The following is a 26833-nucleotide window of genomic DNA, read 5'->3' on the forward strand; positions in this document are numbered from 1 at the left end:
GGCACACGGCCGGCGTCAGACGAGCGCTTCCGCCACCGCCCGGGCGAACCCCTCCGGGTTGTCCAGCATGATGTTGTGGCCGCAGCCGGGGATCGCGGTCAAGGACACTCCCGCGGCGGTCAGTTCGGCCGCGCCGGGGAAGGGGCCGTCGGCCTCGGGGTACAGGAACGCGCGGGGCAGCGGCAGATCGAGCAGCAGCTCGCGCATCGTCGGGACGGTTCCCTCGACCAGGCGGGACGCGCTGCGGTGCAGGGCCTCCAGGCCCGCCAGGCGCATCGTCGACCACCAGTGCGCGCCCGCCCGGTCGCGGACCTCGCGCCAGGCGCCGGAGACGAACTCCTCCTCCGTGTACGCGGCGATGCCGCTGCTGCCGGACGCGCCGGGGGTGCGGGGCAGCGGGTCGAGGTTGGCGTCGGCCAGGACGAGCCGGGACACCAGCTCGGGGTGCCGGGCGGCGAGGACGACGGCGACGGAGCCGCCCATGCTGTGCGCGACGAGCTCGGCGCCGGTGACGCCGGCGGCGCGCAGGGCGGTGGCGAGCGTGTCGGCGTGGTCCTCCAGGGTGTAGGCGAACGCGGTGGGGCGGTCGCTGTGGCCGTGGCCGAGGAGGTCCACCAGGAGCGAGCGGTGCCCGGCGAGGAGGGGGTGGACGGCGGTCGCCGTGAAGTAGGCGGGGGAGGTGGCGCCCAGACCGTGGACGTAGACGCGGGCCGGGTCCCGGCCGGGCAGTTCGACCCAGCGGATGCGGTCGCCCTCGGCCGTTACGGCGGCGCTGTGCACGGTGTGGTCCTCCCGGTGGTGTGATCGCGACGGGGGTGAACGGTACCCGCACCGTGTGCGACCGCGCCGACTCCCCGTCGGTAAAGGCACGGGCGGGGCGGGCGTAGCGTAGGTGGTATGACGACGTACGGATCCTTCCCCGGCGCGCGGCCGCGGCGTCTGCGTACCACCCCCGCCATGCGGCGCATGGTCGCCGAGACCAGGCTGCACCCCGCCGACTTCATCCTCCCCGCCTTCGTGCGCGAGGGCGCGGACGAACCGGTGCCGATCACGGCGATGCCCGGGGTCGTGCAGCACACGCGCGACAGCCTGAAGAAGGCGGCGGCGGAGGCGGTGGCGGCCGGAGTCTCCGGGATCATGCTGTTCGGCGTGCCGGAGGAGTCGAAGAAGGACGCCCTCGGGACGCCGGGGACCGACCCGGACGGGATCCTCCAGGTCGCCCTGCGGGACGTGCGGGCCGAGGTCGGGGACGACCTGCTGGTCATGTCCGACCTGTGCCTCGACGAGACGACGGACCACGGGCACTGCGGTGTGCTGGACGAGCAGGGGCGCGTCGACAACGACGCCACGCTCGAGCGGTACGCCGAGATGGCGCAGGTCCAGGCCGACGCGGGCGCGCACGTGGTCGGGCCCAGCGGGATGATGGACGGGCAGATCGGCGTCATCCGCGACGCCCTCGACCAGATCGGGCGGGAGGACGTGGCGATCCTGGCGTACACCGCCAAGTACGCGTCCGCCTTCTACGGTCCGTTCCGCGAGGCCGTCGGCTCCTCGCTCCGGGGCGACCGCAAGACCTACCAGCAGGACCCGGCGAACGTCCGCGAGTCGATGCGCGAGCTGGCGCTCGACCTGGAGGAGGGCGCCGACATGGTGATGGTGAAGCCGGCGGGCCCGTACCTGGACATCCTCGCGCGGGTCGCGGACACGGTGGACGTGCCGGTGGCGGCGTACCAGATCTCCGGTGAGTACTCGATGATCGAGGCCGCCGCCGAGAAGGGCTGGATCGACCGGGACCGGGCGATCCTCGAAACGCTCACCGGCATCAAGCGGGCCGGCGCGCGCAACATCCTCACCTACTGGGCCACCGAGGCGGCCCAGAAGCTGAGCGCCGCTCAGTAGGTGAGGGCGTCGTCCATCGACTGCTGCCAGTACGTCACCGCCAGCGAGCTGTCGTAGTACACGCCCTTGGCCGGCAGGGACGGGATCGCGGACGGGCCGCCGCTGCTGTTCGGGGTGCGGCCCTGGAAGCCGACGGTGAGCTTCTGCCCGGTGGTGCCGCCGTCACCGCTTCCGTCGGCGGCCGACAGCAGGACACCCGCGTACGCGGACTCGCCCGGGTTGAGACTCACCACGGCCTGCGGCTTGCTCTCCTCGACCGGCTGCGGCACCCACTGCATCTCGTCGAAGCGGAGCACCGGGTAGTAGGTGAGGTCGCACAGCTTGCCTCCGGTGTTCTTGACCGTGATCAGCATGTGGTTGACGGGACGGGAGACCGGCTGGGCGGTGACGGTGGTGTTGGAGCCGTTGCAGGCGGCGAAGGTCCGGGGGCCGTCGTCGGAACCCTTCCCCTGGCCCGTGCCCTTCTCCTTGCCGGAGCCGGAGCCGGAGCCGGAGCCGGAGCCGTTGCTTGATGCCTTGTCGCCGTCCGTGCCCGCGCCGGCCTGGGAGGGGGCGTTGGACGGGGTGCCGTCCGCCGAGGGCTTCGAGGACGGGGCCGTGGGGGTGTCCGCGGTCGCCGTCGCGTCCGGCCGGCCCGAGCCCTCGTCCGCGGTGCCCGTGCCGTCCTGGCAGGCCGTCAGGGACAGGGTGGCGAGGGTGATTCCGGCGGCGGCGAGCAGGCGGAGACGGGAGGTGCGCATGGCGAATTCCTTGTCGTCGAGATGGGGTTGGCAGCGTCGCTCGACCGGTTGCCGGGAGCGGCGTGCTTGGATGACCAGAGCTTGCGGGGAGATCCGTCCCGGCCGCCACACCTGGCGGGGCATCCGGGACGCTGGAACGCCCACACCGCTGTGACCTGGGGAAACGACCGTCCCCTGGAACGGTGGAATGGGACGCGGGGGAGGGAGTCACGGTGTCGGAGGACATGCCTGCGGCGGAGTTCGCGGCGCTGCTGCGGCAGTTGAAGGAGCGGTCCGGGCTGAGCTACGGAGTGCTCGCCAAGCGGCTCCACATGAGTACGTCGACGCTGCACCGGTACTGCAACGGGGACGCCGTGCCGACGGACTACGCGCCGGTGGAACGGCTGGCCCGGCTGTGCAAGGCGGGCCCCGGGGAGCTGGTCGAGCTGCACCGGCGGTGGGTGCTCGCCGACGCGGTGCGGGGGAAGAAGGGGACGGCGTCCGCCGGGGGCGCGGTGTCCCCGGGCCCCTCGGCACCTGCCGGGGGACCGGCGCGGCCCGGGGACCCGGCACGCTTCGGGGAACCGGCACGGCCCGGGGACCCGGCGGCGGACGCGGGCGTCCGGGAGGGACACGGCGACAGCCTCCCGGCGGCTGGGCGGCCGGCGGCGGGGCGGGTCGAGCCCGAGGACCCGGAGGCGGAGACCGCGGAGACCCGGGAGACGGAGCATCGGGAGGCCGGGACCCCGGGCGTCGGGGCGCCCCGTGCCGGGGCCGCGGGAGACGGGGCCTCGGGAGACGGGGCCTCGGATGGCGGGGCTCCGAACGTCGGGGCGCCCCATGCCGGGGCCGCGGACGAGGAGTCCCCGGGAGCCGGGACTCCCGGTGCCGGGGTGCCGGTAGCCGGGACTCCCCGTGCCGGGGTGCCGGGAGACGGAAGCCCGGAAGCCGGGACGCCGGAAGCGGGGAACCCGCGGGCGGAGACCGGGCAGGCCGGGATCCCGCAGGTCACCGGCGCCGGTGAGGCCCGCCCCCGCACCCGCACCCGCCGCACCCGTACCGCCGTCCTCGCGGGGATCGCCGTGGCCGCCGTGCTCGGCGGGGTCACGCTCGCCCTGGGCCTGCCGGACGGGGGCGACGCGGGCGGTGGCGACCGGAAGGACCCGGCGGCATCCGCGACCCTCGGCGCCGCCGGAGCGGGCGGGAACGAGGACGCCGCCGTGTCACCCTCCGCCTCCGCCTCCCCTTCCGCCTCCGCCTCCGCCTCGGCGTCCCCCTCCGGGAAGACCGGGGAGACGCCGCGCACCCCGGCCACGGCCTCCACCGGCCCGGCGGGCGACGGCGAGGGGAGCGCCGTGCCGCTGACCGTGCGGACGGAACCGTACGCCTGGCAGAGCCCCTGCTCGCAGCGGTATCTGATCAACAGGCCGGCGGGCGAGGTGAAACCGCCGCCCGAGGAGCCGGACGCGACGGCGTGGGTCAGCTCGTTCGGGGCCGTCTCGTCGGGGGAGCAGTTCGTGCGGCTCACCGTCCAGGGGACCGGGGAGGAGACGGTGGTCGTGGAGGGGCTGGCCGTGCGGGTGGCGGGCAAGCGGTCGCCGCTCCCCTGGAACGACTTCGCCATGGGCTACCCCGGCGTGGGCTGCGGCGGCAACGTGCCCACGCGGTCCTTCACCGTCGCCCTCGACGCCGTACGCCCCGTCGTGACCCCGGAGTCCGGGCAGCGGAACTTCCCGTTCTCGGTGAGCGAGTCCGACCCCGAGGTCTACTACATCACCGCCGACGCCTCCGCGTACGACGTGAGCTGGTACCTGGAGCTGACGTGGTCCAGCGGCTCCCGCAGCGGCACGCTCACCGTGGACGACAAGGGCCGCCCCTTCCGCACCAGCGGCAACAACGGGCGCCCGGCGTACGAGTTCCCGCTCGGCGGCGAGGAGTGGGTGCCGGAGGGCACGACGATGTGACGACGTCCGGCCGGCCGGGTGGCCGACCGCCCGGGAACCCGACACCACCGGGGCCCGACCGTTCAACGACGGTCTCCGTTCATTCACGGAAGAGCACAACAAGTCACCTGTCGCTCAAAGGGGTTCATTCAGTACGACAAAGTCACTGATCGGTTGACCAGTGACCAAGCTGTGGCAAACTCGGCTCACTGCAATGGCACGGCGGGGGGAGCGAGCATGGCACCAGTTCGTCCGGAGTTCGGACCGGAACTGCGCCGGCTGAGGACCGCTTCCGGGATGTCACTGGCCCAGCTGGCCGGCAAGGTGCACTGCTCCAGGGAGTACCTGAGCAAGATCGAGCGCGGGATAGGCACCCCCGGCGACCGGCTCGCGCGGTTGTGCGACGCCAAACTCGGCGCCGGGGGCGCCCTCGTCGCACTGCTGCGGCGCCCGGCGCGGGACAGCGCCGAGGAACCCGGCTCCCTCCCGGCCACCGGCGGCTCCGGACCCTGGTCGCTGCACCTCGGCACCGACGGGGCGGCCGACTTCACCGCCTGCGACCCCGCCCCGCGCGCGGACGAGCGGGTTCCCGCCGTCGCGGCGAAGTGGGCCGTCGCCCCGCACGGCACCCCGGCCGACTCGACGGACGAGGCGCTCACCGTCTTCCGGGAGGTGTACCGGCAGTGCCGGACCCTCGGCCAGTGCTCCGGACCCGCCGCGGTCGCGCCGATGAGCATCGCGGCGACCGCGGCGCTGCGCGGCCTCGGCCGGGGTGAACCCTCCCGTCACCGTGCCGCCGCGCTCCGCCTCGCGGCACGGTTCGCCGAGTACACCGGCTGGATGGCGCAGGAAGCCGGCGACGACTCCTCGGCGCGCTGGTGGACCGGCCAGGCCGCGGGCCTGGCCGAGGCGGGCGGCGACGCCGAGATGACCGCCTACTCACTGTTACGCCGGGCCGAACTGGCGCTGTACCAGGACGACTCGATGTCCACGGTGGAACTCGCCCGGGCGGCCGGTGCGCAGGCCCGGGACATCCGCACCAGGACCCTGGCCGCGCAACGGGAGGCTCAGGGGTACGCGCTCATGGGCAACGAGTCCCCGTGCCGGCGCGCGTTGGAGCGAGCGACCGAGATGGCCGAGCCCGCCGAAGCGCACGACGACGACCTGACCCTCGGCAGTACCCATCTCCCCGACCTCACGGCCTTCGTCACGGCGTGGTGCCTGAGGGAACTCGGTGAGGCCGAGGAGGCCGTCGCACTGCTCGACAGCGGCAAGCACTCCATCGCGCCGCACGCCCTGCGGGCCCGGGCCCGGCACGGTGCCCGGCTGGCCCTGGCCCTGGCGGACGCCGGAGACGTCGAACGCGCCTGTGCGGAGACCGTGCCGGTCGTCCACCACGCCATGACGACCGACTCCACCACCGTCCGCGCCGACCTGCGGCAACTCCGGTCGTCGCTGGCCACCCGGCGCAAACACCCCGCCGTGCGCGACACCCTCCCCCTCATCGCCGCGAGCCTGCGCGGAAACCCTGACACCCGAGGCGGAAGCGGCTGAGCCGGGCCGGGACGCCCCGGCGGCCGGCGCCGGTACGCCGACGGGCGATGCCGCCGTTCCGGCCGCCCGGCCCCACCCCGGGCCCGCTCCCGCGGGACACGCCTCCCCGCGCCTTCCCTCCGTCACCACGCTCCGTCGAGCCCCTGCGGACCCTCCGGGCCCGGATGTGACCTGTTGCCTGCCGAGTGGGCCACAGGCAACACATTGACCGCCCGCGGGGCGGCTGAAAACGTCGATCTCATCCACTGAGTCCAGGCCCCGGCCTCACTGATTCCACCACTCCACCACCGGGTCCTGCCCCCTCCTGAGTCCGTCCACCGCATGCCCGCCCGCCGGCCGGCGCGGTCCTCCCCGATCCGTCTCCGCCGGAGCGCGACGCTCCACGGATGCCCCACATCCGGACACACCGGGTGTTCCCGCGACACGAGGAGCAGCATGGCCCCCTCCGTCTTCATCAACTTCCGTCGTGCCGACACCGGCGGTACCGCCCCGCACCTCGACACGGGGCTCCGGGGGGTGTTCGGCGAGTCCGAGGTGTTCCGGGACCAGCGCTGCATCGACAAGGGCGCCCACTACCCCGACGAGATCAGGGACAAGCTGCGCAGGTCCCGTCTGCTGCTCGCGCTCATCGGCAAGGAGTGGGAAACCGGCGTGGACGCGTCCGGCCGGCGGCACCTCGACGACGAGACCGACTGGGTCCGCATGGAGATCGCCCTCGCCCTGCAGTGGCGGATCAAGGTCATTCCGGTCCTGGTCGACCGCGACGAGATGCCCGACAGGGCCGACCTGCCGGAGGACATCCGGGGACTGTCGACCCGTCAGGCCATCGGCTTCCGCCCGCACCACGAGGAGATCTACCTCCCGGCCCTGATCAAGGCGGTCCGCGCCGCGGTCCCCGAGCTCGCCGCCCGGCGACGACGCGCCGCCCCCGGTGGCGGCGGCGTGAGCGACGTCCGCAGCGTCCGGTCCGACCGGGGCGTGGTGATCCTCGGCGGCAGCGGCCACAGCGGCGTCGTCCACAACGTCGGCTCCGCCCCCGACGGCTCCGCCCCCGACGACGACTTCGACGACGAGTACGACGCGTACGACGACGACCAGGACGAGGGACGCACATGAGCACCACCGAGGAGTTCTCCGGGGGCGGCGCCCCCGAACACGACGGTCCGGAACCGGCCGCCACGGCCGGCCCGGGCGGGGACGACCCGTACGGCACGCACACCCCCGCCGACGCGGCGGACACCACACCCGCGCCCGCCGCGGACGACGCCCCCGCCGGCCCGCCCGGGGAGCGGCCCGCCGGCGGGACGGACGACGCCGCCCGGCAGTCGCGGCGGACACCGGACACCCCGGGCGACGCGCACAGGACCCCGCAGCACCGGCCACCGGACCCGCGGGAGCAGGACGCCGACCGGTTCGAGAAGCTGGAGGCGTACGGGAGTTCGGTCGCCTACCACGGTTCCGCCGTCACGCTGAACGTGGGCGCGGACCGGCCTCCCGAGTTCCAGCGGATCGACCTCGACCCCGAGGAGACGCGCCGCACGTGGGAGCTGCACCAGAAAGCCCCGCAGTACGGCCGGATGACCGGCAGCCTCCGCGAGCACCACCTCGTCGTCGTGGTGGGGGCGAGGGGCAGCGGGCGGGAGGCCACCGGCTGCGCGCTGCTCGCCGAGCGGTGCGCCGGCGGCATCAGCGTGCTGCACGGTGCACAGGACGGGTTGATCCAGGCCCTCCTCGAACGGAACGGCCGCCGGCTGAAGCGGGGTCACGGGTTCCGTGTGAACCTGGGCGCCCACCGGCCCGACCCGGCCGCACTGGAGGCCCTGGCCCGGCAGGCCGCGGCGCGCCACGCGTACGTGGTGGTGATCGTCGAGGACCCGGAGGCCGACCCCGGTGACCTGGGTCCGTACGCGTTCCGGCACCTCAGGCCCGACCCCGCCCCCGTACTGGAGGCGCACCTGAAGGCGGCACTGGAGGAGCACCGTGCGCAGTGCACGGCGGCCTGCACCCTCCACGGCACGGGCGCGTTCCGCTCCCGCGTCATGGCGGACCCCAGGACGGTCAGGAAGCTCGGCGCCGCCCCCTCCGTCCACTGGGTCACCCGATTCGCCCGGGACCTCGCCGGGTGCCTGCACGAACCCGAGGACACGCTCGACACCCTCCTCGACACTCCCGTGGGTGACCTGAGGGGCCTGGTCAGACGGTTCCTGAAGCTGTCCGAGCAGAGGACGGAGCCGGCCGCGGCCGGCCCGTACCACCAGGCGCTGCGCATCGCCTACCTCCTCGGTCACGAGCTTCCGCTGTCCGACGTCATCCGGGCCGGCACCCTGCTCGGCGTCGACATGCTGCGCGTCGAGAACCGGGACACCGCACCCGCCCGGCCCGTCTTCGAGGCCGACCTCGACCGCCTGGCGCCGCCGGGCGGGGGCATAGCCGCCGAACGCGGCGGGGGGATGTCCGACAACCCCCGGCGGGCCCGGCTGGCGGACCCGGAGCTGATGCCGGCCGCCGTCGAGGTCGTCTGGCACGACCTCCCCTGGCTGCGCGAACCACTGGTGACCTGGCTGAGGAGGCTCGGCTCCGACGATCTGGAACGGGTCCGGGGGCGGGCCGGGGTGATCGCCGGGTATCTGCTGCGGCACGACTTCGACAGCGTCTACCGCAACCTGGTGCGGGTGTGGGCGATCAGCAAGTCGGTGAACGACCGGCGGTGTGCCGCCCTGGCCCTGGACGTGGCCCTGGAGGCCGACGACCCCTGGCTGTCGCAACGCGTCGCCCGACAGGTCGCCTCCTGGGCCGACAGCCCCAAGTGGCCGTTCCAGGACAGCGCCGCCCGGGCCTACGGCACCTCCCTGGGCGTCCGGGACGTGACCACCACACTGCCGGCCCTGCGGGCGCTGGCGGGCAGGCCGGCGCTCGTCCCCTACGTATCCGTCGCCTACTCCCTCACGGCCCTGTTCCTCGCCGAGGACGGCGTGGAACCGGTCACCGAGGCACTCGGGGAGTGGATCCGGTCGGAGAACGACAACCTGCCCCGGCACGCGGTCCGGGCGCTGCTCGTCCTCGGACCCTTCGCCGTCGGACCGGACCTGCCGTCCCGGCCCAGGCTCGCGCAGCAGGCGATCGACGACCCCGGCCAGGAGGAGACCCTGCTGCTGCTGTGGCAGCGCGCGCTGGTCGACCCGGCCCACTCCGGACAGGCGTGGAAACTGCTGCGGGACTGGCTGCTCGCCGCCGACCAGGACGAGGAACTGGCGCGGTTCCTGGAGAAGTTCGTACCGCGCGTCTGCGCTCCCCGACGCCGCCGCACCCTGTTCCACCTGCGGCTGTGGTCCCGAGTCCACCCGGAGGCCACCGTCCTGCGGCAGGTCCTGGACTCGCTGGCCGGCCCCTGACCGGCGCACCACCACCCCGGACCGGCCTTCGACTCCCCGACCCCACCGGCGCCGGTCGCGGCACCGCACACCCGGACCCGAGCACCCCGACGTCCCGTCACCTCAGGAGGACCGACCATGGCACGACGGCCCCAGGGCCTGTTCGCCACACTGCGCGAGGCCTACCGCGCGTGGCGGCGCTCGAAGTACGACGACGGCCGGGAACAGGGCGGCGCGGCCGCCACCCCGGACGGCACCGGCCCGTCGCCGACGGCACCGCGCAGGGAGGTGTCCGTCCAGTCGATCCCGCCCGACGAACCGCTCGCCCTGCCGGCCCGCGACGACGTCTTCGCCTTCCAGGCCGTCCCCGTCCTCCGGTGGACCAGCGACACCATGTCGCAGGACATGCTGAGGACCCGCGCCCAGCAGCACGAGGATGCGGCCCGCGAGGAAGTGCTCCGGGTCGCCTGGCGGGCGACCCGCGCGTGCGACCCGGCCGACGCGGTCACCGCCGAAGCCGCCGTCAACGAGGCACTGCCCCTCCACGGCAACTGGTGCTTCGAGGGCGCCGAAGGCCAGATCCGCTGCACACCCTCCGTCCGGCTCCGGGTGGACCCGGCCCTGCGCGAGCACGTGCTGCCGCACCACCTCGACGAGCTGACGCTCAAGGAGACCCAGCGGATCGGCCTGATCCGCGCCGAGCGGGCCCGTACCCTCACCGAGGCATGGCTGGACGTCATCAGCCGGCTGGAGCTGATGGGCGAACTCGACGCACACCAGCGGCGCCTGCTCGTGCCGTTCGCGGCCACCTTCGCCGACCCGGAGTTCCGCGGGGTGATGGAGGCGCTGCGCCACCAGCGGCGTACGAGCGTCGACGCGCTCGTCGCGGCCCTGAAGGGAGCGCGCGGCGACCACCAGGAGGCCGGCCTGTTCGAGTTCGCCGACGCCTACGACAAGGCGCTCAGCGCCTTCTGCCGGGAGATGGGCGTCGGCCCGTTCTCCTGGGTCGAGGGCGCGATCGCGTCCGACGGGGCGGACCGATGAGCGCCCTGCGGCGCGCGGCGGGCGTCCTCGGGGCCCTCACGGTCGTCCTCGGCGGGCTCACCGGCTGCTCCGCGGACGATCCCAGAGCGGGCTGCACATGGATGGACGACCAGAGCGTCGCCGACGACGCCGACGCGACCGTCGTCCTCGTCGACGGCACCACGTCGACGCGGGGCGGGGCCACCGGGGCCGGGGACGTCGACTACGGGCCCCTGATCGGCGACCTGCTCGACAAGAAGGGCAGGAGCAACCAGGTCGTCTCCATCGGAACGTTCGGCGGCGCCGACGGGGAGGTCGAGTGGACCGTGCAGCGGCGGTCGACCGACTGGCGGCGCAGCAACGACAACACCTCCAACCAGGAGGACAACCGTCAGGACGCCAACCGGTGCCTCAGGGACGACGTCGCCGCCGCCCGGCAGGTGGTGCCCGCCGGCCGGGGCACCGACGTCCTCGCCGGACTCGCCGCGGGAGCCGAGATGTTCGACGGTGTCCGGGGCGAGCGACGGCTGCTGGTGCTCAGCGACGGACTGTCCACCACCGGCTGCGCCGATCTGACGAACGCCCGGTTCGGCTCCGCGCAGGAGCTGAGATCCATCGTCTCGGTGTGCGGCACCCAGGGCGAGTTCGGTGAACTGCCCGACCTCGACGGGGTGCGGGTCACCTTCATGGGCCTGGGCCACTCCGCGGGGGGACAGCCCTCGGCCGACAGCGCCCGGCGGACCTGGCTCGGCAGGCTGTGGACGGCCCTGTGCGAACGCGCCGGCGCCGCCCGCGGGTCCTGCGCCGTCAGCAGGGCGCCCGTCGGCAGGACCGAGACGTCCGACGGGGGAGCCGCCCGCTCCCTCCCGGACGACGCGGCGGTGTCGTTCGGCGAGCAGGACGTGCGGACGTACACCCTGTCGGGCGCCGCCCTGTTCGCCACCGACTCGGCGCGACTGCGGGACGCGGCCGGACCCGCCCTCGTCGACCTCGCGGTGACCGTACGCACCACGCCCTCCCTCGACCGCGTCGAGGTCCGCGGGTACGTCGACCCGCGCGGTTCGCGCGCGAACGACCGCGCCCTGTCCCGGGCCCGCGCGGACGCGGTGGCCGCCGAGCTCGTCGCCCACGGGGTGCCCGCGGACCGGGTGAAGGCGTACGGCGAGGGAGTGTCGCCGGGGTGCCCCGAGGACGTCACCGGGACGAGCGGGACCCGGGAGCAGCGACTGCAGTGCGACCGGCGCGTGGATGTGAAGATCGTCGGAAAGTGAGGTCGAAGAACCTGCCATGAACACGACCGAGATGAACGGCTCGCCCCCGGCGGGCGGCCCGCGCGACGCACCCATACCCTGCCCGGCCCACCGTCGCGTCACGGACATCAGGATCGGGACCGGCCCGGCGGGACGACCCGCCGACCCCGTGGAGAGCCGGGAACACGTCACGCTGATGCGGGCCTTCACCCAGGCAAACACGGGCCTGAGCAGGACCCAGGACACCCTGGGGGAGCTCGGCACGGCCCTGCTGAGGACGTACCAGGCCGCACGGACGGGCATCGACGCCGTGGAGCGGTTCACCGCCGGACGGACGGCCGGCGAGGCGCGGCGGCAGGCCGGCACCGTGCGGGCCCGGCACACCGACGACGGACCGGAGGGACTGCGCCGCGGCCGTCAGCCGTGGACGTGGCTGCAGTGGCTCGTGCTCGTCGTCAACTCCGCCTTCGACCTGCCGTTCATCGGCGAGGCCACGGCGAAGGTGCTGAGCATCGGCGGGGACGGCCTGATGGACAGGATCGCCTACGCCCTGGCCTACCTCGTCACCTTCGGCGTGGCCGTCCTTCAGTTCGCCCTGGGGCACCTGCTCGGCAGGTCGCTCTTCCGGTGGCGGGTGCGAGCCGGCCGCCGCCCGGAACGCGTACGGCGCGCACCGTGGGCGGCCTGGCGGCACCTGTGGCGACTGGACGGACCCCGCACCGAGACCCGCCGGCCCGACGACCTGCCCTGGCCCGTGCTGTTCTGGCCGGTCCTCGCCAATCTCCTGCTGATCACCCTGCTCGCCCTCACCGCCTACGCCCGGGTGCAGAAGAGCAACACCTCGGAATTCGGCCCCGGTGGCGGCCTCGTCGCGGTGTTCCTCGTCGTCTCGCTCGCCCTCGCCACCATGGCGACCACCGCCCTCGCCCACAATCCGTACGCCGACAGCGACAGGGCGGCCCGGTCCGCGGTGACCACCGCCCAGCAGGCGGTGGCCGAACTGGTGCCCGCCGCGCGCGAGCTGATCACGGCGCACAGCGGGAACTGGCACCGGCTGCGCGCCGCCCTGGAACAGGCCCGGGCCGACGCCCGGCAGACCGTCGACGACGCCTGCGCGCTGATCGTCGAGCAGCGCGCCGAGACCGCCCTGGCCGGGTGCGTGGAACTACCCCTGCGCGACTACGCGTGGCCCACCCCCGAAGGGGAGAGCGGGACCGCCACCCCCAGGCTGCGCCTGGACATCCTCGAACAGGGGCAGGCCCTCCTGGCCCGGTACGCCCCCGGCCCGCTCGAGAACCTGCTGGAGACCCACGTCAAGGAACTCAACGGCCAGTTCGAGCTGTCGGAACCCCCCTCCGACACGGCGCAACGGCCCTCCGCGTCATGACCCATCGGCGCAGGGTCGGGGAACAGGAACTCAAGCACCTGGAGCTGCTGCAGAGCGTGATCAGCCGGCTCGGCAGCAACTCCTTCGTGGTCAAGGGCTGGTGCATCACGCTCAGCGGTCTGCTCATCGCCGTCGCGGACCGCGTCCCCGCCTGGAAGCCGGTCACCGTGTCCGTCGCCGTGGCCGTCGGCTTCTGGCTGCTCGACGGCTACTACCTCCGCCAGGAGCGGCTGTTCCGTTCCCTCTACGAGCGGGTCGCCAGGGGCGAGGACCCTCCCCCGACGCTCACGATGGACGCCGAACGGTACGGCGGCCCGGTCCCGTGGCCCAGCGCGCTGCTGTCCCGGCCGCTGCTCTTCTGCTACGGCGTGCTCGTCGTCGCCGACAGCCTACTGATCCTCGCCCTGAGCTGACCCCACCCGCTCCCGGCCCCGGCAGGCCGGACCCTCCGGCGCCGTCCACGGCAGGAGGATGCCGTCCCCGGGCCGGCGCGGCACCACATGGACGTGCAGATGCGGCACCGTCTGCGTGGCCGCGGCCCCCCGCGACGTGATGATGTTGCAGTCCCCCACCTCCGCGGCGAGTTCCGCGGCATACCGCATCGTCGTCGCGGACACGGCCGGATCCGCCGCCACGTCGGGCACGTGCAGCACCGGCAGCACCAGCACATGCCCCCGGGTCACGCCACCGCCCCGGGGCGTGATCGCCAGCGCGTCCGTCCAGCGCCGCACCACCCGCGCGGGAGCGGCACCCCGCACGATCAGACAGAAGGGGCACTCGGCTCCCGGATCCCCGACGACGGACCCGTCCTGCCGGTGCCCGCCCCCCGCGCGGTCGGACATGTCACTCTCCACAGCCAGTTGCCTCCGGTGCGCGCCGCGGCCCGCGCTCCCCGGAGGGAGGGCGGGCCGCGCGGGAGTCTCGGACGGTCAGAGCCGCTCGGGCGTCCGGATGCCCAGCAGCGCCATGCCCCGGTGCAGCGTGCGGGCCGTGAGGTCGCACAGGAAGAGGCGGTTCTCCACCTGCTGCGGCAAATCGGCCTTCAGCACCGGGCACTTGTCGTAGAACGACGTGTACAGCGACGCCAGCTGGTACAGGTACGCGGCCAGCTTGTGCGGCGCGTACTCCGCGGCCGCCTCGAAGACCGTGTCGCCGAACGCGTCCAGGTGCAGGCCCAGCGCGCGCTCCGCCTCGTGCAGCTCCAGCTCCGGGTGGGCCGCGGGACGGACCTCGCCGGCCTTGCGCAGGATGGACTGGATACGGGCGTAGGCGTACTGGAGGTAGACGGACGTGTCGCCGTTGAGCGAGACCATCTGGTCCAGGTCGAACTTGTAGTCGCGGCTCGGCGACGTCGACAGGTCCGCGTACTTCACCGCCCCGATGCCGACCTGCGCGGCCCGCTCCCGGATCTCGTCCTCGGTGAGGTCGCGCGCCTTCTCCCGCACGACCTCCGCGGCCCGCTGCACCGCCTCGTCCAGCAGGTCCTCCAGCCGTACGGTCGCGCCCTCACGCGTCTTGAACGGCTTGCCGTCCGCGCCGAGCACCGTGCCGTAACCCATGTTGTGCGCGGTGACGTCGTCGTTCAGCCAGCCGGCCCGGCGGGCCGTCTCGAAGACCATCCGGAAGTGCAGCGACTGACGCACGTCGACGACGTACAGCAGCGTGGTGGCGTGCAGGTCGACGACACGGTTGCGGATCGCCGTCAGGTCGGAGGCCGCGTAGCCGAAGCCGCCGTCGGCCTTCTGCACGATCAGCGGGACCGGCTGGTCGTCCTTGCCGCGGATGTCGTCGAAGAACACCACCAGCGCGCCCTCGGAGCGCACCGCGACACCCATCTCCTCCAGGAGCCGGGCGGTCTCGGGCATGCCCTCGTTGTACGCGGACTCCCCGACGATCTCCTCGTCGCGGATCTCCATGTCGAGCTTCTCGAAGACGGAGTAGAAGTAGACCTTCGACTCGTCCACGAACTGCTGCCACAGTTCGAGCGTCTCCTTGTCACCGGACTGGAGGGCCACGACCCGCTTGCGGGCCCGCTCCTTGAACTCCTCGTCCGCGTCGAAGAGCGCACGGGAGGCCTTGTAGACGCGGTTCAGGTTGCTCATGGCCTGCTCGCCGTCGACGTCGGCCGCGGGGGCCAGCTCGCCCGGGTGCTCGAACAGGTACTGGATGAGCATGCCGAACTGGGTGCCCCAGTCGCCGATGTGGTGCCGGCCGATCGTCTTCTCGCCGGTGAAGTCGAGCATGGCGCGCAGCGCGTCGCCGATGACCGCCGACCGCAGATGGCCGACGTGCATCTCCTTCGCCACGTTCGGCTGGGCGTAGTCGACGACCGTGACGCCCGCGTCCGCCTTCAGCGGCACGCCGAGGCGCTCACCGTCCGCGAGCCGCGCGGCGAGGTTCGTGGTGATCGCCCGGTCGGCGAGGGTGATGTTGAGGAAGCCGGGGCCGGAGACCTCGACGTCCTCGATCAGGTCACCGGTGGTGATGCGCGCCACGACCTCGGCGGCCAGCTCCCGCGGGTTCGCCTTCGCCTTCTTGGCCAGCGCGAGGATGCCGTTGGCCTGGAAGTCCGCCCGGTCGCTTCGTCGCAGCAGCGGGTCCGCCTCCGGCCGGGTGGCCGAGAGGGCGGAAGTGAGCTGCTGGTTGACGAGATCGGTGAGCGATGTGACCGAGGCCATAGGGGTGGGTGCCGTTCTCCTCGTGGGTGCAGATAGACACGGTCAGTATCCCATGAGGGGTAAAGCGGTTTTCCCGGCCGCGGAGCGGCGGGCACCCGTCGCGCCCCCCGCGCGAGGCGGTGAAAAGGCGTTTTCGCGGAAGCGGGCCGTACTGGGAGAATGGAACGGTCAGCCGTGCGACCGTACCGGCTGCTCCAGCAGAAAGAAGGACGTGCCGATCGTGGCTCAGAGCACCGAGACCACCGACTGGGTCTCCCGTTTCGCGGATGAGGTCATCGAGGAGTCGGAGCGTCGGGCCCCGGGCAAACCCATCGTCGTCGCGTCCGGCCTCTCCCCCTCCGGCCCGATCCACCTGGGCAACCTCCGCGAGGTCATGACCCCCCACCTCGTCGCCGACGAGGCCCGCCGCCGCGGCCACCAGGTCCGGCACCTGATCTCCTGGGACGACTACGACCGGTACCGCAAGGTCCCGGCCGGTGTCCCCGGGGTCGACGTGTCGTGGTCCGAGCACATCGGCAAGCCGCTGACCTCCGTCCCCGCACCCAAGGGCTCCGCCCACCCGAACTGGGCCGAGCACTTCAAGGCCGCCATGGTCGAGTCGCTGGCCGCGATGGGCGTGGAGTTCGACGGCATCAGCCAGACGGAGCAGTACACCTCCGGCGCCTACCGCGAGCAGATCCTGCACGCCATGAAGCACCGCGGTGACATCGACGCGATCCTCGACCAGTACCGCACCAAGAAGGCCCCGGCGAAGAAGCAGCAGCAGAAGCCGGTCGACGAGGCCGAGCTGGAGGCCGCCGAGGGCTCCGGCGCCGCCGCCGAGGACGACGGCAGCTCCGGTTCCGGCGGGTACTTCCCGTACAAGCCGTACTGCGGCAACTGCGAGAAGGACCTCACCACCGTCACCTCCTACGACGACGACTCCACCGAGCTGACCTACGCCTGCACGGCGTGCGGCTTCTCGGAGACCGTCCGGCTGAACGAGTTCAACCGCGGCAAGCTGGTCTGGAAGGTCGACTGGCCCATGCGCTGGGCGTACGAGGGCGTGGTCTTCGAGCCCAGCGGCGTCGACCACTCGTCCCCCGGCTCGTCGTTCCAGGTGGGCGGGCAGATCGTCGGCATCTTCGGCGGCGAGCAGCCCATCGGGCCGATGTACGCGTTCGTCGGCATCAGCGGCATGGCGAAGATGTCCTCGTCGAAGGGCGGGGTGCCCACCCCCGACGACGCGCTGAAGATCATGGAGCCGCAGCTGCTGCGCTGGCTGTACGCCCGCCGCCGGCCCAACCAGTCCTTCAAGATCGCCTTCGACCAGGAGATCCAGCGGCTCTACGACGAGTGGGACCGCCTCGACGCCAAGGTCGCCGACGGCAGCGCCCTGCCCGCCGACGTCGCCGCCCACTCCCGCGCGGTGCGCACCGCGAGCGGTGAGCTGCCGACGACGACCCGGCCGCTGCCGTACCGCACCCTCGCCTCGGTCGCCGACATCACCGGCGGCCACGAGGACCAGGCGCTGCGCATCCTCAGCGACCTCGACCCGTCGAACCCGCTCGGCTCCCTGGACGAGGCCCGCCCCCGGTACGACAAGGCCGAGGCGTGGGTCAACACCCACGTCCCCGCCGACCAGCGCACCATCGTCCGCGCCGAGCCCGACACCGACCTGCTGAAGTCGCTCGACGAGCAGGGACAGCGGTCGCTGCGGCTGCTGCTCGACGGACTCGCCGACAACTGGTCCCTGGACGGGCTCACCCACCTCGTCTACGGCGTGCCCAAGGTCCAGGCGGGCTTCTCCGCCGACGCCACGCCCAAGGAACTGCCGCCCGAGATCAAGACCGCCCAGCGGTCCTTCTTCGCGCTGCTCTACCACCTGCTGGTGGGGCGCGACACGGGCCCCCGGCTGCCCACGCTGCTGCTCGCGGTGGGGCAGGAGCGGGTGCGGTCCCTGCTCGGGGAGTAGCCGACAGCGGTGAACGCGGAGGGGCGCCCGGTGCCATCGGCACCGGGCGCCCCTCCGTCCGTCGCGGGCCGTCGCCGCGCTACGCGATGTGGTCCTCCTCCATCTCCGCCATGTGGCGCGCCTGGAAGCGTTCGGCGAGGGCCTTCAAAGCGCTGGGGCTCAGCGTCGTCCCGTAGGTCGCCTCGATGTTGTCGCCGAGGACGCGGGGGGTCGGGTAGCTGCCGTCTATCGACTGACGGAACACCTGGTAGTACGCCTCCTCGTCCGGGTCGGCGACGGGGGTGCCGCCGCCCTCGCCCAGCTCACGGGTGCGGCCGCCGGGCACCACGGGGATGGGGAAGCTGCCGGTCTCCTCCGGAGAGGGCTCCTGGAGCGGCGGTTCCTCCTGGTACTGGTCCTGGTACTGCTCGGCCTGCTGCTGCTCGGCGTACCAGCGGGCGTACTCCTCGTCCGGGTCGTACGTGGGGTCGTAGCCGCCGTGGTACTCCACCGTGCGGGGGTCGCGGGCGTGCAGCCACTGGTTCTGGTCCCCGTCGGTGCCCTCCGGCACCCCGGGGGCGCGGTCGCCCCGATCCTCCGGGCGCCGCTCGCCGGGAGGCGTCTTCTCCAGCGCCGGCACGGCCCGGGGAGCGCCACCGTCGCCCGCCCGCACCCCGCCCGGTGCTTCCACGGCATGACCGGCGGTCACCTCGGGGCGCGGAGACGCGGATATCTCCCGGGTCTCCGGGGCCGGGGGGAGCAGCGCCGGCTCGATGCCCGCCGCCGCGAGGCCCGCCGGAGCCGTCTCGGCCAGCGGGACGCCGTACTTGGCGAGCCGCAGCGGCATCAGGGACTCGACCGGGGCCTTGCGGCGCCAGGAGCGCCCGAAGCGGGAGCGCAGGCGGGCCTGGTAGACCAGCCGCTCCTGCTCCAGCTTGATCACCTGCTCGTAGGAACGCAGCTCCCACAGCTTCATCCGCCGCCACAGCAGGAACGTCGGCACCGGCGACAGCATCCAGCGGGTCAGCCGGACGCCCTCCATGTGCTTGTCGGCGGTGATGTCGGCGATCCGCCCGATGGCGTGCCGCGCCGCCTCCACCGAGACGACGAACAGGATGGGGATCACCCCGTGCATGCCCACGCCGAGCGGGTCCGGCCACGCCGCCGCGCCGTTGAACGCGATCGTCGCCGCCGTCAGCAGCCACGCCGTCTGCCGCAGCAGCGGGAACGGGATGCGGATCCAGGTCAGCAGCAGGTCCAGCGCCAGCAGGACGCAGATGCCGGCGTCGATGCCGATCGGGAAGACGTAACTGAAGTTCCCGAAGCCCTTCTGCAGGGCGAGTTCACGGACCGCCGCGTACGAACCGGCGAAACCGATCCCGGCGATGATCACGGCACCGAAGACCACCACGCCGATGAGAATCCGGTGCGTCCGTGTCAGCTGAATGGGCGCGGCCACCCGTACTCCCCTCCCAGTGCGTGTTGTTGCGCGCAACAGAGTGGCACATGTGTGCGGGAGACGGGTGGCCGGTTCCGCTTCGGAGGGCTCAGCCCTGGTCGGAAGCGGCCTGAGAGGCGGAGGCGGACGGCGCCCGGGAAGCGGACTGCGACGGCGAACCGGCTTCCCCACCGGGGCCGTTGGCCTTGGTGACCGAAGTCACGGCCTCCTTGGCCGCCTTCTGGGCGTCCTTCATCAGATCGTCGGCGGACGGCGTCTCGTCCCCGGCCAGACCGGCACCGTTGTAGTCGACGGTGACGACCACGTTCTCCACGCGGACCACCACCGTCTGCTGCTTGAAGGTGCCTTCCTTCTTCTTCAGGTCGTACCGCACCGCGGTGGCCTCGTCGCCCGTCCCGGTGACCGGCTCCGCCTTCGCGCCCTGCGCGCCCTCGGTCGCCTGGGCGTCCCGCACCTGCTTGTCGTAGTAGTCCTTGGCCAGCTTGTCGCCCGCGCCCCGGGTGGTGTCGGAGTCGAAACGCAGCAGCGACACGTTCAGCCAGCGGAACTGAGACCCCTTGACCCCGTTGTTGTCCAGGCTGTTCCAAGAACAGCTGGCGCGGGTCGAAACGTCGTCCGAGCTGCCCTGCTTGCCCGACTTCGCCTTCGGGGCCAGGTCCTCCAGGGTCTTCTTCGACAGCACCCCGCACGCCTCGGGAAGCGTCCGGTACGCCGCCGCCTGCACGGTCGGCGACGGGCTCGCGGACTTCGAGGCGGACGCGCCGGAGCCCTTGTCCCTGCCGTCGTCGGAGCCGGAGTCCGAGGAGCAGCCGGCGGCGCCCAGCATCACCGGGACGGCAGCCGCGCAGACAAGGACGCGGCGAAGACGCTTCACTCTCTGACCGGACTGCTGCTCACGCTGTGCTCGTCGCTGCATGGTTCCTTCACTCATGACGCTCGTGTTCCCTGCGGTCGGATCGGGTCCGAGGGGTCACGGTACGCGCTGAGTCACCCGTACGGTCTTCCTTCGCCCGCTTCGCGCCGGGCGGTGGAGAGGGTGTGAAAGACGTTCAGCCGCCCAGCGACTCGGCCAGCTCGGCAGCCAGTTTCCGTGCCCTGTCCTGCATTTCCTTGCTGTCCGGGACCGCGCCGACGGTCATCGGCTGCTCCGCGTACTCGACGGTCACCATCACGTTGGACGTGCGGAACGCCACAGTCACCGTGCGCTGCCGGGAGGTGGAACCGGCGCTGTCGAGCTCGTCGTCGAGGAACGCCTCGTCGCCCAGGTCCTCCAGCAGACGGGGCTGGAGATCGGTGGGGGCGACGGAGGGCGAGGCGGAGGACGGCGGGGACGAACCGGCGTCCGTGGACGGCGCGGTGGAGGAGGCGGCGGCGGAGGGGGAGGGGGAGCCCGTCGTCGTCACCACCGGCTCGGGCAGTTCGGCCGCCGCCTGCCTGGCCGCGAACAGCTCCTCGGCCTGGGCGTCGTCGCTGACCGCGTTGTCGTAGGAGACGACCCGTTCGAAGTCGACCAGCAGGTGGTTGGTGGCCTCGGCCGACTCCACCTTCCAACGGCAGCCCACCTTGCGGTCGGTGTCGTAGGTGAGCGTCGCCTCGCCCCCGTACGCCTTCTCCCGCTTGGCCTCGTCGGCCATCTCCCCGATTCCGGGCAGGAGTTCGTCGAGCGTGCGGCCGTCGACCACACCGCACGGCTCGGGCAGCGTGGCATACCTGCCGGGCTGGGCCGCCTGGGACGCCGTACCGGCGCTTCCCGGGTTGGAGTTGTCCGACGGTCCGCCGTCGTCCGAGCTGCCGGTGCAGCCGGCCAGCACGGCCGCCAGGAGCGCGGCGACGCCGGGTACGTACGCCCTCCGCTGCACGGCCGGGCTCCTCTCGACGGTGGGTACGGGCCGGTGCCCGCCGGGCCTCCCCAGTGTCCCCGCTGGTTAATCGCTTGCCGCAGGGGGGCGCCCTTCGCAGACAATGTGTATCGCACGCACTGCCGTGGACGCCGGTCCGTCATCCCTTTTCACCGGCCTTGGCGCCGGTTTTGCGGTTCAGCAACTTCTGCTTGTCTTCCGGGGGAATGAGGGCGTTATGTCGTACGTGGAAATGCCGGGCGCGAAGGTGCCGATCCGGATGTGGGCCGATCCGGCCACGGTGGAGGGCGGCGCGATGCAGCAGCTGCGGAACGTGGCGACGCTGCCGTGGGTGCAGGGCCTGGCGGTCATGCCGGACGTGCATTACGGCAAGGGCGCGACGGTGGGCTCGGTGATCGCCATGAGGGACGCGGTGTGCCCGGCAGCGGTCGGCGTGGACATCGGCTGTGGCATGTCCGCGGTGAAAACTTCTCTGACGGCCGACGACCTGCCGGGCGACCTGTCCCGCGTCCGGTCGAAGATCGAGCAGGCGATCCCGGTCGGCCGGGGCATGCACCGCGAGGAGATCGATCCGGCGCGGCTGTACCGGTTCCCGACCGGGGGCTGGGACGACTTCTGGTCGCGGTTCGACGGGGTGGCGGATGCGGTGAAGTTCCGGCGTGACCGGGCGGCGTTGCAGATGGGCACCCTGGGCCAGGGCAACCATTTTGTGGAGCTTTGCGTTGATACATCCGGTTCGGTCTGGCTCATGCTGCATTCCGGGTCCCGCAATATCGGTAAGGAGCTCGCCGAACACCACATCGGCGTGGCTCAGAAGCTGCCCCACAATCAAGGGCTCGTCGACCGGGACCTCGCGGTCTTCGTCGCGGACACCCCGCAGATGGCGGCCTACCGGCACGACCTCTTCTGGGCGCAGGAGTACGCGAAGTACAACCGCGCGATCATGATGGCGCTCTTCCAGGAGGTCGTCCGCAAGGAGTTCCGGAAGGCGAAGGTCACCTTCGACCCGGTGATCTCCTGCCACCACAACTACGTGGCGGAAGAGCGGTACGAGGGGATGGACCTCCTGGTGACCCGTAAGGGCGCGATTCGGGCCGGATCGGGAGAGTTCGGAATCATCCCGGGCTCGATGGGCACCGGCTCGTACATCGTGAAAGGGCTCGGGAACGCGGCCTCGTTCAACTCGGCCTCGCACGGCGCCGGCCGGAAGATGAGCCGGAACGCGGCCAAGAAGCGCTTCACCACGCGGGACCTGGAGGAGCAGACGCAGGGCGTGGAGTGCCGCAAGGACTCCGGTGTCGTGGACGAGATCCCGGGCGCGTACAAGCCGATCGAGAAGGTGATCGAGCAGCAGAGGGACCTCGTGGAGGTCGTCGCCAAGCTCAAGCAGGTCATTTGTGTGAAGGGCTGAAGGCGGTGTGGCGCCGGGTCGGCGGCGCCCCCGATTCCTGTGTCAGACGGCGGGCGCCATCACCTGCCCGGTGCGGAGGCGCCACAAGCGCATCAAGCAGCTCTGCCGGGTGCGGCCGAGCACGGCGGCCGCAGCCGTCGGATCGCCGAGCCGGAGCAGTTCGCGGTCGTCCTCCGGAGTCCACCGGCGGCGGGGAGGGGCGATCCTCATGTCGTCGGGCCGGGTCCAGCCCTGAATCGAAGCGGCGTTGGCCCTCTTGTGGTCCAGAGAGAGGCTGCCGGGGTAGTAGAGGTGCTCGGCGAGCCGCTGTGCCTGCTCCTTGAAGTAGGTGAGGACGTAGACCTGGTCACGGGTGTTGCGGCGGGGGGTGCGCTCCGCGCCCGTGATCTCCTTGGCGAAGTGGGCCATGTACGTGGCGAGATCGGTGCTGGCCGACGTCAGGGAGAAGTACGGGAATCCCTCGGCCGTCCAGCCGAGCGAACCGTCGGCGTCGATGATTCCCCGGATGTAGTCGCGGTGGCGGAAGTCGACGCGGGGCGGCCGGATGAGCAGCGACTTCTTGCCGTACGGGATGCCCAGTTCGTTGACGGTGGTACGGGCTTCCAGGGAGCACACGGTCCAGATGGCCGAGCGGTGCTGTTCGGTGAAGTTCGTGGTGCGGACCCGCTCTCTGATGGAGCTGTGGTACGGGGTCAAGCGCTGGAAGTCATGGAGGATGTGCACGTCCCGCGCGTTGATCTCGACCGAAAGGCGTCCCTTCTGCCCCGGGCCCTGGTGCAGGTGACCGTCGGCCTGGAGGAAGCCGAACATGTAGGCGTAATCGGGGTCTTCGAGGTCCATGAAACGGCGGGCGGGCGCGCTGAGGCCCTGTTCGGCCATGGAAGTGGTGCCTTCCCTGTGGTGAGGCCCTTGGCCCGGACCGCGGTCCGGGCCAAGGGCCGTTCCTTTGCTCGCCGTTGAACCTAGATCGAATGCTCCTGTCCCGGCCGGGTGATCGATGGCTTTCACCCCTGCGGATTACTTGCCTTGTTCGGGCCGGCCTCACGCCTCCCGGTGGACCTTGCTGTTGGAGGCCTGGGCGCGGGGGCGGACGACCAGCAGGTCGATGTTGACGTGGGGCGGGCGGGTCACCGCCCAGGTGATGGTGTCGGCGACGTCGTCCGCCGTGAGGGGTTCCGCCACGCCCTGGTAGACCTTCTCGGCCCGCTCGGTGTCGCCGCCGAAGCGGGTGAGGGCGAACTCCTCCGTCCTGACCATGCCGGGCGCGATCTCGATGACGCGGACCGGGCGGCCGACGATCTCCAGGCGGAGGGTCTCGGCGAGGACGTGGGCGCCGTGCTTGGCTGCGACGTAGCCCGCGCCGCCCTCGTAGGTGGAGTGGGCGGCCGTGGAGGAGACGACCACGACCGTGCCGTCGCCGCTCGCGTCGAGCTTGGGGAGCAGGGCCTGGGTGAGGTGGAGGGTGCCGAGCACGTTGGTCTCGTACATGGTGCGCCAGTCGTCCGGGTCGCCGGTGGCGACCGGGTCGAGGCCGAGCGCGCCGCCGGCGTTGTTGACGAGGACGCCGATGGTCCTGAAGGCGGTGGCGAACTCGTCGACGGCCGCGCGGTCGGTGACGTCGAGGGGGTAGGCCGTGGCCGCGTGGCCGGCGGCGGTGATCTCCTCGGCGAGGGCCTCGATGCGGTCCTTGCGGCGGGCGGTGAGGACGACGCGGTAGCCGGCCTCGGCGAGCCGGCGTGCTGTGGCGGCGCCGATCCCGCTGCTCGCGCCCGTGACGACGGCGATACGGGACGCGGCGGGCGGTGCGGCGGTGGCCATGGGGCTGCTCCTCGGGCGGTGGGGACCGTGCCGGGTCAGCATAGGCGGGGGCGTCGGGCGCGGGATCAGCCGTTGCGCGGGGCGTACATGATCACGGCCATGCCCGCGAGGCAGACCAGGGCGCCGGTGATGTCCCAGCGGTCGGGGCGGTAGCCGTCGGCGACCACGCCCCAGAGGAGGGAGCCGGCGACGAAGATGCCGCCGTACGCGGCGAGGACGCGGCCGAAGTGGGCGTCGGGCTGGAAGGTCGCGACGAAGCCGTAGGCGCCGAGGGCGAGGACGCCGCCGGCCGCCCACATCCAGCCGCGGTTCTCCCGCACGCCCTGCCAGACCAGCCAGGCGCCGCCGATCTCGAGCAGCGCGGCGAGGACGAACAGGGTGGCGGAGCGGAGGATCAGCATTCCCGCAGCCTCCCACGCGGGTCGCGCGTCACCTGATGGAGGGCGCCTGGCGGGGGCCGCACCGGGGATACATGCGGTACATCCGACGAACGGGGAGGTGCGGGCATGCCGGTGAGCGCGCGGCCGCGGCTGATGGCGGAGCTGGCCGTGGTGTCCCGGCGGTACATGGCGTCGTACGCGCTGTTCAACCAGGCGCTCGCCGACCGTCTGGGCCTGCATCCCACGGATCTGCAGTGTCTGAACCTGCTGACGCTGGAGGGCGGTCCGGTGACGACCGGGCGGATCGCGGAGCTGACCGGGCTGACGACCGGGTCGGCGACGCGGCTGGTGGACCGGCTGGAGCGGGCGGGCTACGTGGTGCGGGAACGGGACGCGGCGGACCGGCGGCTGGTGCTGGTGGCGCCGGTGCCGGAGAAGGCGGCGGAGTTCGAGCGGGTGTGGGAGCGGCTCGGGGGCGGCTGGGTCGCGTTCTTCGACGACCTGGACGACTCCGAGCTCGCCCTGTTCATCGACCATCTGCGGCGCACGACGGACTTCGGGGCGGAGCAGGCCGCACGGCTGCGGGCCGGGGAGGTCGAGTAGGGCGGGCGGTGCGGTCAGCCGCTCGCGGTGTCGTAGTGCTCCCGGGCGCGGTGGACCTCGTCGAAGTGGGTCTCCGCCCAGTCCTTGACGGCGGTCAGGAGCAGGCCGAGGCTCGCGCCGAGCGGGGTGAGCGCGTAGTCGACGCGGACGGGGACGGACGGGGTGACGGTGCGGGTGAGGAGGCCGTCGCGTTCCAGTGAGCGCAGGGTCTGGGTGAGCATCTTGGGGCTGACGCCGGCGATCCTGCGGCCGAGGTCGCTGTAGCGCATGGGACCGGGGGCGAGGGCGCTGACGACCAGGGCGACCCACTTGTCGCTGATGCGGTCCAGGAGCTGGTTGGTGGGGCAACCCTTGAGGAACGCGTCGTACTCGGCGCGTGCCTGTTCCCGCCGCTGGGCCGCCGTCGTGGTCGCCATGGCTCACCTTCCGGAGACAAACGCACTCTGAGGTAACTACTTACTCCTGGATAGTAACTCTTCCTAGGGTTGTGGTCAGCCGCGGAGAAACCGTGGTGAACAGCCACCATCAGGGAGTTGTCGTCATGCGTGCAGCAGTGGTGACGTCGTTCGGCGGGCCCGAGGCCGTGCGGGTCGTCAACGTGGAGGCGCCGGAGCCGAGGGCCGGGCAGGTCCGGATCGAGGTCGCGGCGGCGGCCCTGAACCCGGTGGACGCGGGGATCAGGGAGGGCGTCTTCGGCGGGACGGACGGGGCGGTCGGGCTCGGTTGGGACGTCGCGGGGACCGTCGACGCGGTCGGGGCGGGGGCGGGGTGGAGCACCGGTGACGAGGTGGTCGCGCTCGCCCACGGCTTGGCGAAGCCGCTGGGGACGCACGCCGAGTACGTCGTCGTGCCGGCGGACGCGGTGGCGAGGGCGCCCCGGACGGTCGACCCGGTGCACGCGGCCGCGCTGCCGCTGAACGCGCTGGCGGCCGCGCAGGGCCTGGACCTGCTGGCGGTGCCCGAGGGCGGTTCGCTGCTGGTGACGGGCGCGGCGGGCGCGGTCGGCGGATACGCCGTCCAGCTCGCCGCCCATCGGGGGGTCGCCGTCACCGCCCTGGCGCGAGAGGACGACGAGGAACTCGTGCGCTCCTTCGGTGCCGCGCGCTTCACGGGCGGTGAGGTGCGGGCGGGGAGTTTCGACGCCGTGCTGGACGCGGCGGTGCTCGGCGAGCGGGCGCTGGCGTGGGTGCGGGACGGGGGCGCGTACACCGGTCTGATCCCGCGGGCGGAGCCGGCGGGGGAGCGCGGGGTGCGGGTGGCCGCCGTCGACGTGGTCGCGGACGGGGTCCGGCTGGCGGAGCTGGTGCGGCTGGTGGACGAGGGGGTGCTGACGCCGCGGGTCGGGGGCACGTACGCGCTGGCCGACGCGGTGAAGGCGCACGCGCGGCTGGCGGAGGGCGGGGTGCGGGGACGGCTCGTGCTGGTGCCGTAGGCGCGCCGTCGGGGGTACCCGGCGTCGGGGACGGTGGGGGCGCGCGGGGTCGGGGAATAGCGAGGGGTGGGGGGTCGTTCCAGGGGTATAGTTGAACCGTCAACAACCTGGAGG

General features: G+C 72.6%; 24 protein-coding genes. 13 read left to right on the forward strand and 11 right to left on the reverse strand.

Annotated features, from left to right (window positions below; translation table 11 throughout):
- Positions 1 to 15: 15 nt before the first annotated feature.
- Positions 16 to 780, reverse strand: a complete 765-nt coding sequence (locus IE172_RS17655) for an alpha/beta fold hydrolase (RefSeq protein ID WP_190098208.1) — start codon at positions 778 to 780, stop codon at positions 16 to 18.
- Between the two features lie 117 nt (positions 781 to 897).
- Between IE172_RS17655 and hemB the strand changes: the two genes are divergently transcribed.
- Positions 898 to 1899, forward strand: a complete 1002-nt coding sequence (gene hemB / locus IE172_RS17660) for a porphobilinogen synthase (protein WP_190098209.1) — start codon at positions 898 to 900, stop codon at positions 1897 to 1899.
- On the opposite strand, the gene IE172_RS17665 is transcribed toward hemB, so the two are convergent.
- Positions 1893 to 2639, reverse strand: a complete 747-nt coding sequence (locus IE172_RS17665; protein ID WP_190098210.1) for a DUF4232 domain-containing protein — start codon at positions 2637 to 2639, stop codon at positions 1893 to 1895. The genes hemB and IE172_RS17665 overlap by 7 nt on opposite strands.
- Before the next feature lie 224 nt (positions 2640 to 2863).
- Here IE172_RS17665 and IE172_RS34585 point away from each other — a divergent pair, with 224 nt between their 5' ends.
- The 8 genes from IE172_RS34585 (at position 2864) to IE172_RS17705 (ending at position 13559) form a co-directional block, all read left to right on the forward strand.
- Positions 2864 to 4582, forward strand: coding sequence for a helix-turn-helix domain-containing protein (locus IE172_RS34585; protein WP_438817021.1), 1719 nt, complete (start codon positions 2864 to 2866; stop codon positions 4580 to 4582).
- Positions 4583 to 4798: 216 nt separating this feature from the next.
- Entirely contained in the window at positions 4799 to 6115 is a 1317-nt protein-coding gene (locus IE172_RS17675) for a helix-turn-helix domain-containing protein (RefSeq protein ID WP_190098211.1), read from the forward strand.
- A gap of 435 nt (positions 6116 to 6550) precedes the next feature.
- Positions 6551 to 7231 carry a TIR domain-containing protein gene (locus IE172_RS17680; RefSeq protein WP_190098212.1) on the forward strand — a complete coding sequence of 227 codons (681 nt, stop codon included), beginning with the start codon at positions 6551 to 6553 and terminating at the stop codon, positions 7229 to 7231.
- Positions 7228 to 9507, forward strand: a complete 2280-nt coding sequence (locus IE172_RS17685) for a hypothetical protein (RefSeq protein WP_190098213.1) — start codon at positions 7228 to 7230, stop codon at positions 9505 to 9507. Before IE172_RS17680 ends, IE172_RS17685 begins: the two co-directional genes overlap by 4 nt.
- A 117-nt stretch (positions 9508 to 9624) precedes the next feature.
- The gene (locus IE172_RS17690) at positions 9625 to 10530 is read left to right on the forward strand and encodes a hypothetical protein (protein ID WP_190098214.1); all 906 of its coding nucleotides are present in this window, start codon (positions 9625 to 9627) and stop codon (positions 10528 to 10530) included.
- Entirely contained in the window at positions 10527 to 11780 is a 1254-nt protein-coding gene (locus IE172_RS17695; protein ID WP_190098215.1) for an OmpA family protein, read from the forward strand. Before IE172_RS17690 ends, IE172_RS17695 begins: the two co-directional genes overlap by 4 nt.
- Before the next feature lie 16 nt (positions 11781 to 11796).
- Entirely contained in the window at positions 11797 to 13146 is a 1350-nt protein-coding gene (locus tag IE172_RS17700) for a hypothetical protein (protein WP_190098216.1), read from the forward strand.
- On the forward strand, positions 13143 to 13559 hold the full coding sequence (locus IE172_RS17705; RefSeq protein ID WP_190098217.1) for a hypothetical protein: 417 nt from the start codon (positions 13143 to 13145) through the stop codon (positions 13557 to 13559). The genes IE172_RS17700 and IE172_RS17705 overlap by 4 nt, the downstream gene beginning before the upstream one ends.
- On the opposite strand, the gene IE172_RS17710 is transcribed toward IE172_RS17705, so the two are convergent.
- Together IE172_RS17710 and argS are read right to left on the reverse strand one after the other, a co-directional pair.
- Positions 13536 to 13988, reverse strand: coding sequence for an HIT family protein (locus tag IE172_RS17710; RefSeq protein ID WP_190098218.1), 453 nt, complete (start codon positions 13986 to 13988; stop codon positions 13536 to 13538). The two genes, IE172_RS17705 and IE172_RS17710, sit on opposite strands and share 24 nt — an antisense overlap.
- An 87-nt stretch (positions 13989 to 14075) precedes the next feature.
- A complete protein-coding gene (argS, locus tag IE172_RS17715; RefSeq protein ID WP_190098219.1) occupies positions 14076 to 15824 on the reverse strand; it encodes an arginine--tRNA ligase in 1749 nt (582 codons plus the stop codon).
- 211 nt (positions 15825 to 16035) lie between these two features.
- On the opposite strand from argS, the gene lysS reads away from it, so the two are divergent.
- Positions 16036 to 17778: a lysine--tRNA ligase gene (gene lysS / locus IE172_RS17720; protein WP_190098220.1), complete on the forward strand. Its 1743-nt coding sequence runs from the start codon at positions 16036 to 16038 to the stop codon at positions 17776 to 17778.
- Positions 17779 to 17857: 79 nt separating this feature from the next.
- Here the strand turns inward: lysS and IE172_RS17725 are convergent, their stop codons facing one another.
- The 3 genes from IE172_RS17725 to IE172_RS17735 all read right to left on the reverse strand — a co-directional run bounded on the left by IE172_RS17725 (position 17858) and on the right by IE172_RS17735 (position 21075).
- Positions 17858 to 19216, reverse strand: a complete 1359-nt coding sequence (locus IE172_RS17725; protein ID WP_190098221.1) for a DUF2637 domain-containing protein — start codon at positions 19214 to 19216, stop codon at positions 17858 to 17860.
- A gap of 88 nt (positions 19217 to 19304) precedes the next feature.
- On the reverse strand, positions 19305 to 20147 hold the full coding sequence (locus tag IE172_RS17730) for a DUF3558 domain-containing protein (RefSeq protein ID WP_190098222.1): 843 nt from the start codon (positions 20145 to 20147) through the stop codon (positions 19305 to 19307).
- Positions 20148 to 20265: 118 nt separating this feature from the next.
- Complete coding sequence (locus tag IE172_RS17735) at positions 20266 to 21075, reverse strand: DUF3558 domain-containing protein (protein WP_190098223.1); 810 nt, start codon at positions 21073 to 21075, stop codon at positions 20266 to 20268.
- A gap of 217 nt (positions 21076 to 21292) precedes the next feature.
- Between IE172_RS17735 and IE172_RS17740 the strand changes: the two genes are divergently transcribed.
- Positions 21293 to 22486, forward strand: coding sequence for an RtcB family protein (locus IE172_RS17740; protein ID WP_190098456.1), 1194 nt, complete (start codon positions 21293 to 21295; stop codon positions 22484 to 22486).
- Between the two features lie 42 nt (positions 22487 to 22528).
- Here the strand turns inward: IE172_RS17740 and IE172_RS17745 are convergent, their stop codons facing one another.
- The 3 genes from IE172_RS17745 to IE172_RS17755 all read right to left on the reverse strand — a co-directional run bounded on the left by IE172_RS17745 (position 22529) and on the right by IE172_RS17755 (position 24705).
- Positions 22529 to 23365, reverse strand: coding sequence for an LAGLIDADG family homing endonuclease (locus tag IE172_RS17745; RefSeq protein WP_229886165.1), 837 nt, complete (start codon positions 23363 to 23365; stop codon positions 22529 to 22531).
- Positions 23366 to 23527: 162 nt separating this feature from the next.
- A complete protein-coding gene (locus tag IE172_RS17750; RefSeq protein ID WP_190098224.1) occupies positions 23528 to 24304 on the reverse strand; it encodes an SDR family NAD(P)-dependent oxidoreductase in 777 nt (258 codons plus the stop codon).
- A 65-nt stretch (positions 24305 to 24369) separates the two neighbouring features.
- Entirely contained in the window at positions 24370 to 24705 is a 336-nt protein-coding gene (locus tag IE172_RS17755) for a YnfA family protein (protein WP_190098225.1), read from the reverse strand.
- A gap of 105 nt (positions 24706 to 24810) precedes the next feature.
- Between IE172_RS17755 and IE172_RS17760 the strand changes: the two genes are divergently transcribed.
- Positions 24811 to 25287: a MarR family winged helix-turn-helix transcriptional regulator gene (locus IE172_RS17760; protein WP_190098226.1), complete on the forward strand. Its 477-nt coding sequence runs from the start codon at positions 24811 to 24813 to the stop codon at positions 25285 to 25287.
- A gap of 14 nt (positions 25288 to 25301) precedes the next feature.
- Here the strand turns inward: IE172_RS17760 and IE172_RS17765 are convergent, their stop codons facing one another.
- Positions 25302 to 25703 (reverse strand): winged helix-turn-helix transcriptional regulator, encoded by a 402-nt coding sequence (locus IE172_RS17765; RefSeq protein WP_190098227.1) that lies wholly within the window; start codon positions 25701 to 25703, stop codon positions 25302 to 25304.
- Positions 25704 to 25828: 125 nt separating this feature from the next.
- On the opposite strand from IE172_RS17765, the gene IE172_RS17770 reads away from it, so the two are divergent.
- Complete coding sequence (locus tag IE172_RS17770; protein ID WP_190098228.1) at positions 25829 to 26719, forward strand: NADP-dependent oxidoreductase; 891 nt, start codon at positions 25829 to 25831, stop codon at positions 26717 to 26719.
- The last annotated feature ends 114 nt before the right edge of the window (positions 26720 to 26833 follow it).

This window comes from Streptomyces griseoflavus, assembly GCF_014649995.1.
In the GTDB taxonomy this organism is placed as follows: Bacteria; Actinomycetota; Actinomycetes; order Streptomycetales; family Streptomycetaceae; genus Streptomyces; species Streptomyces griseoflavus.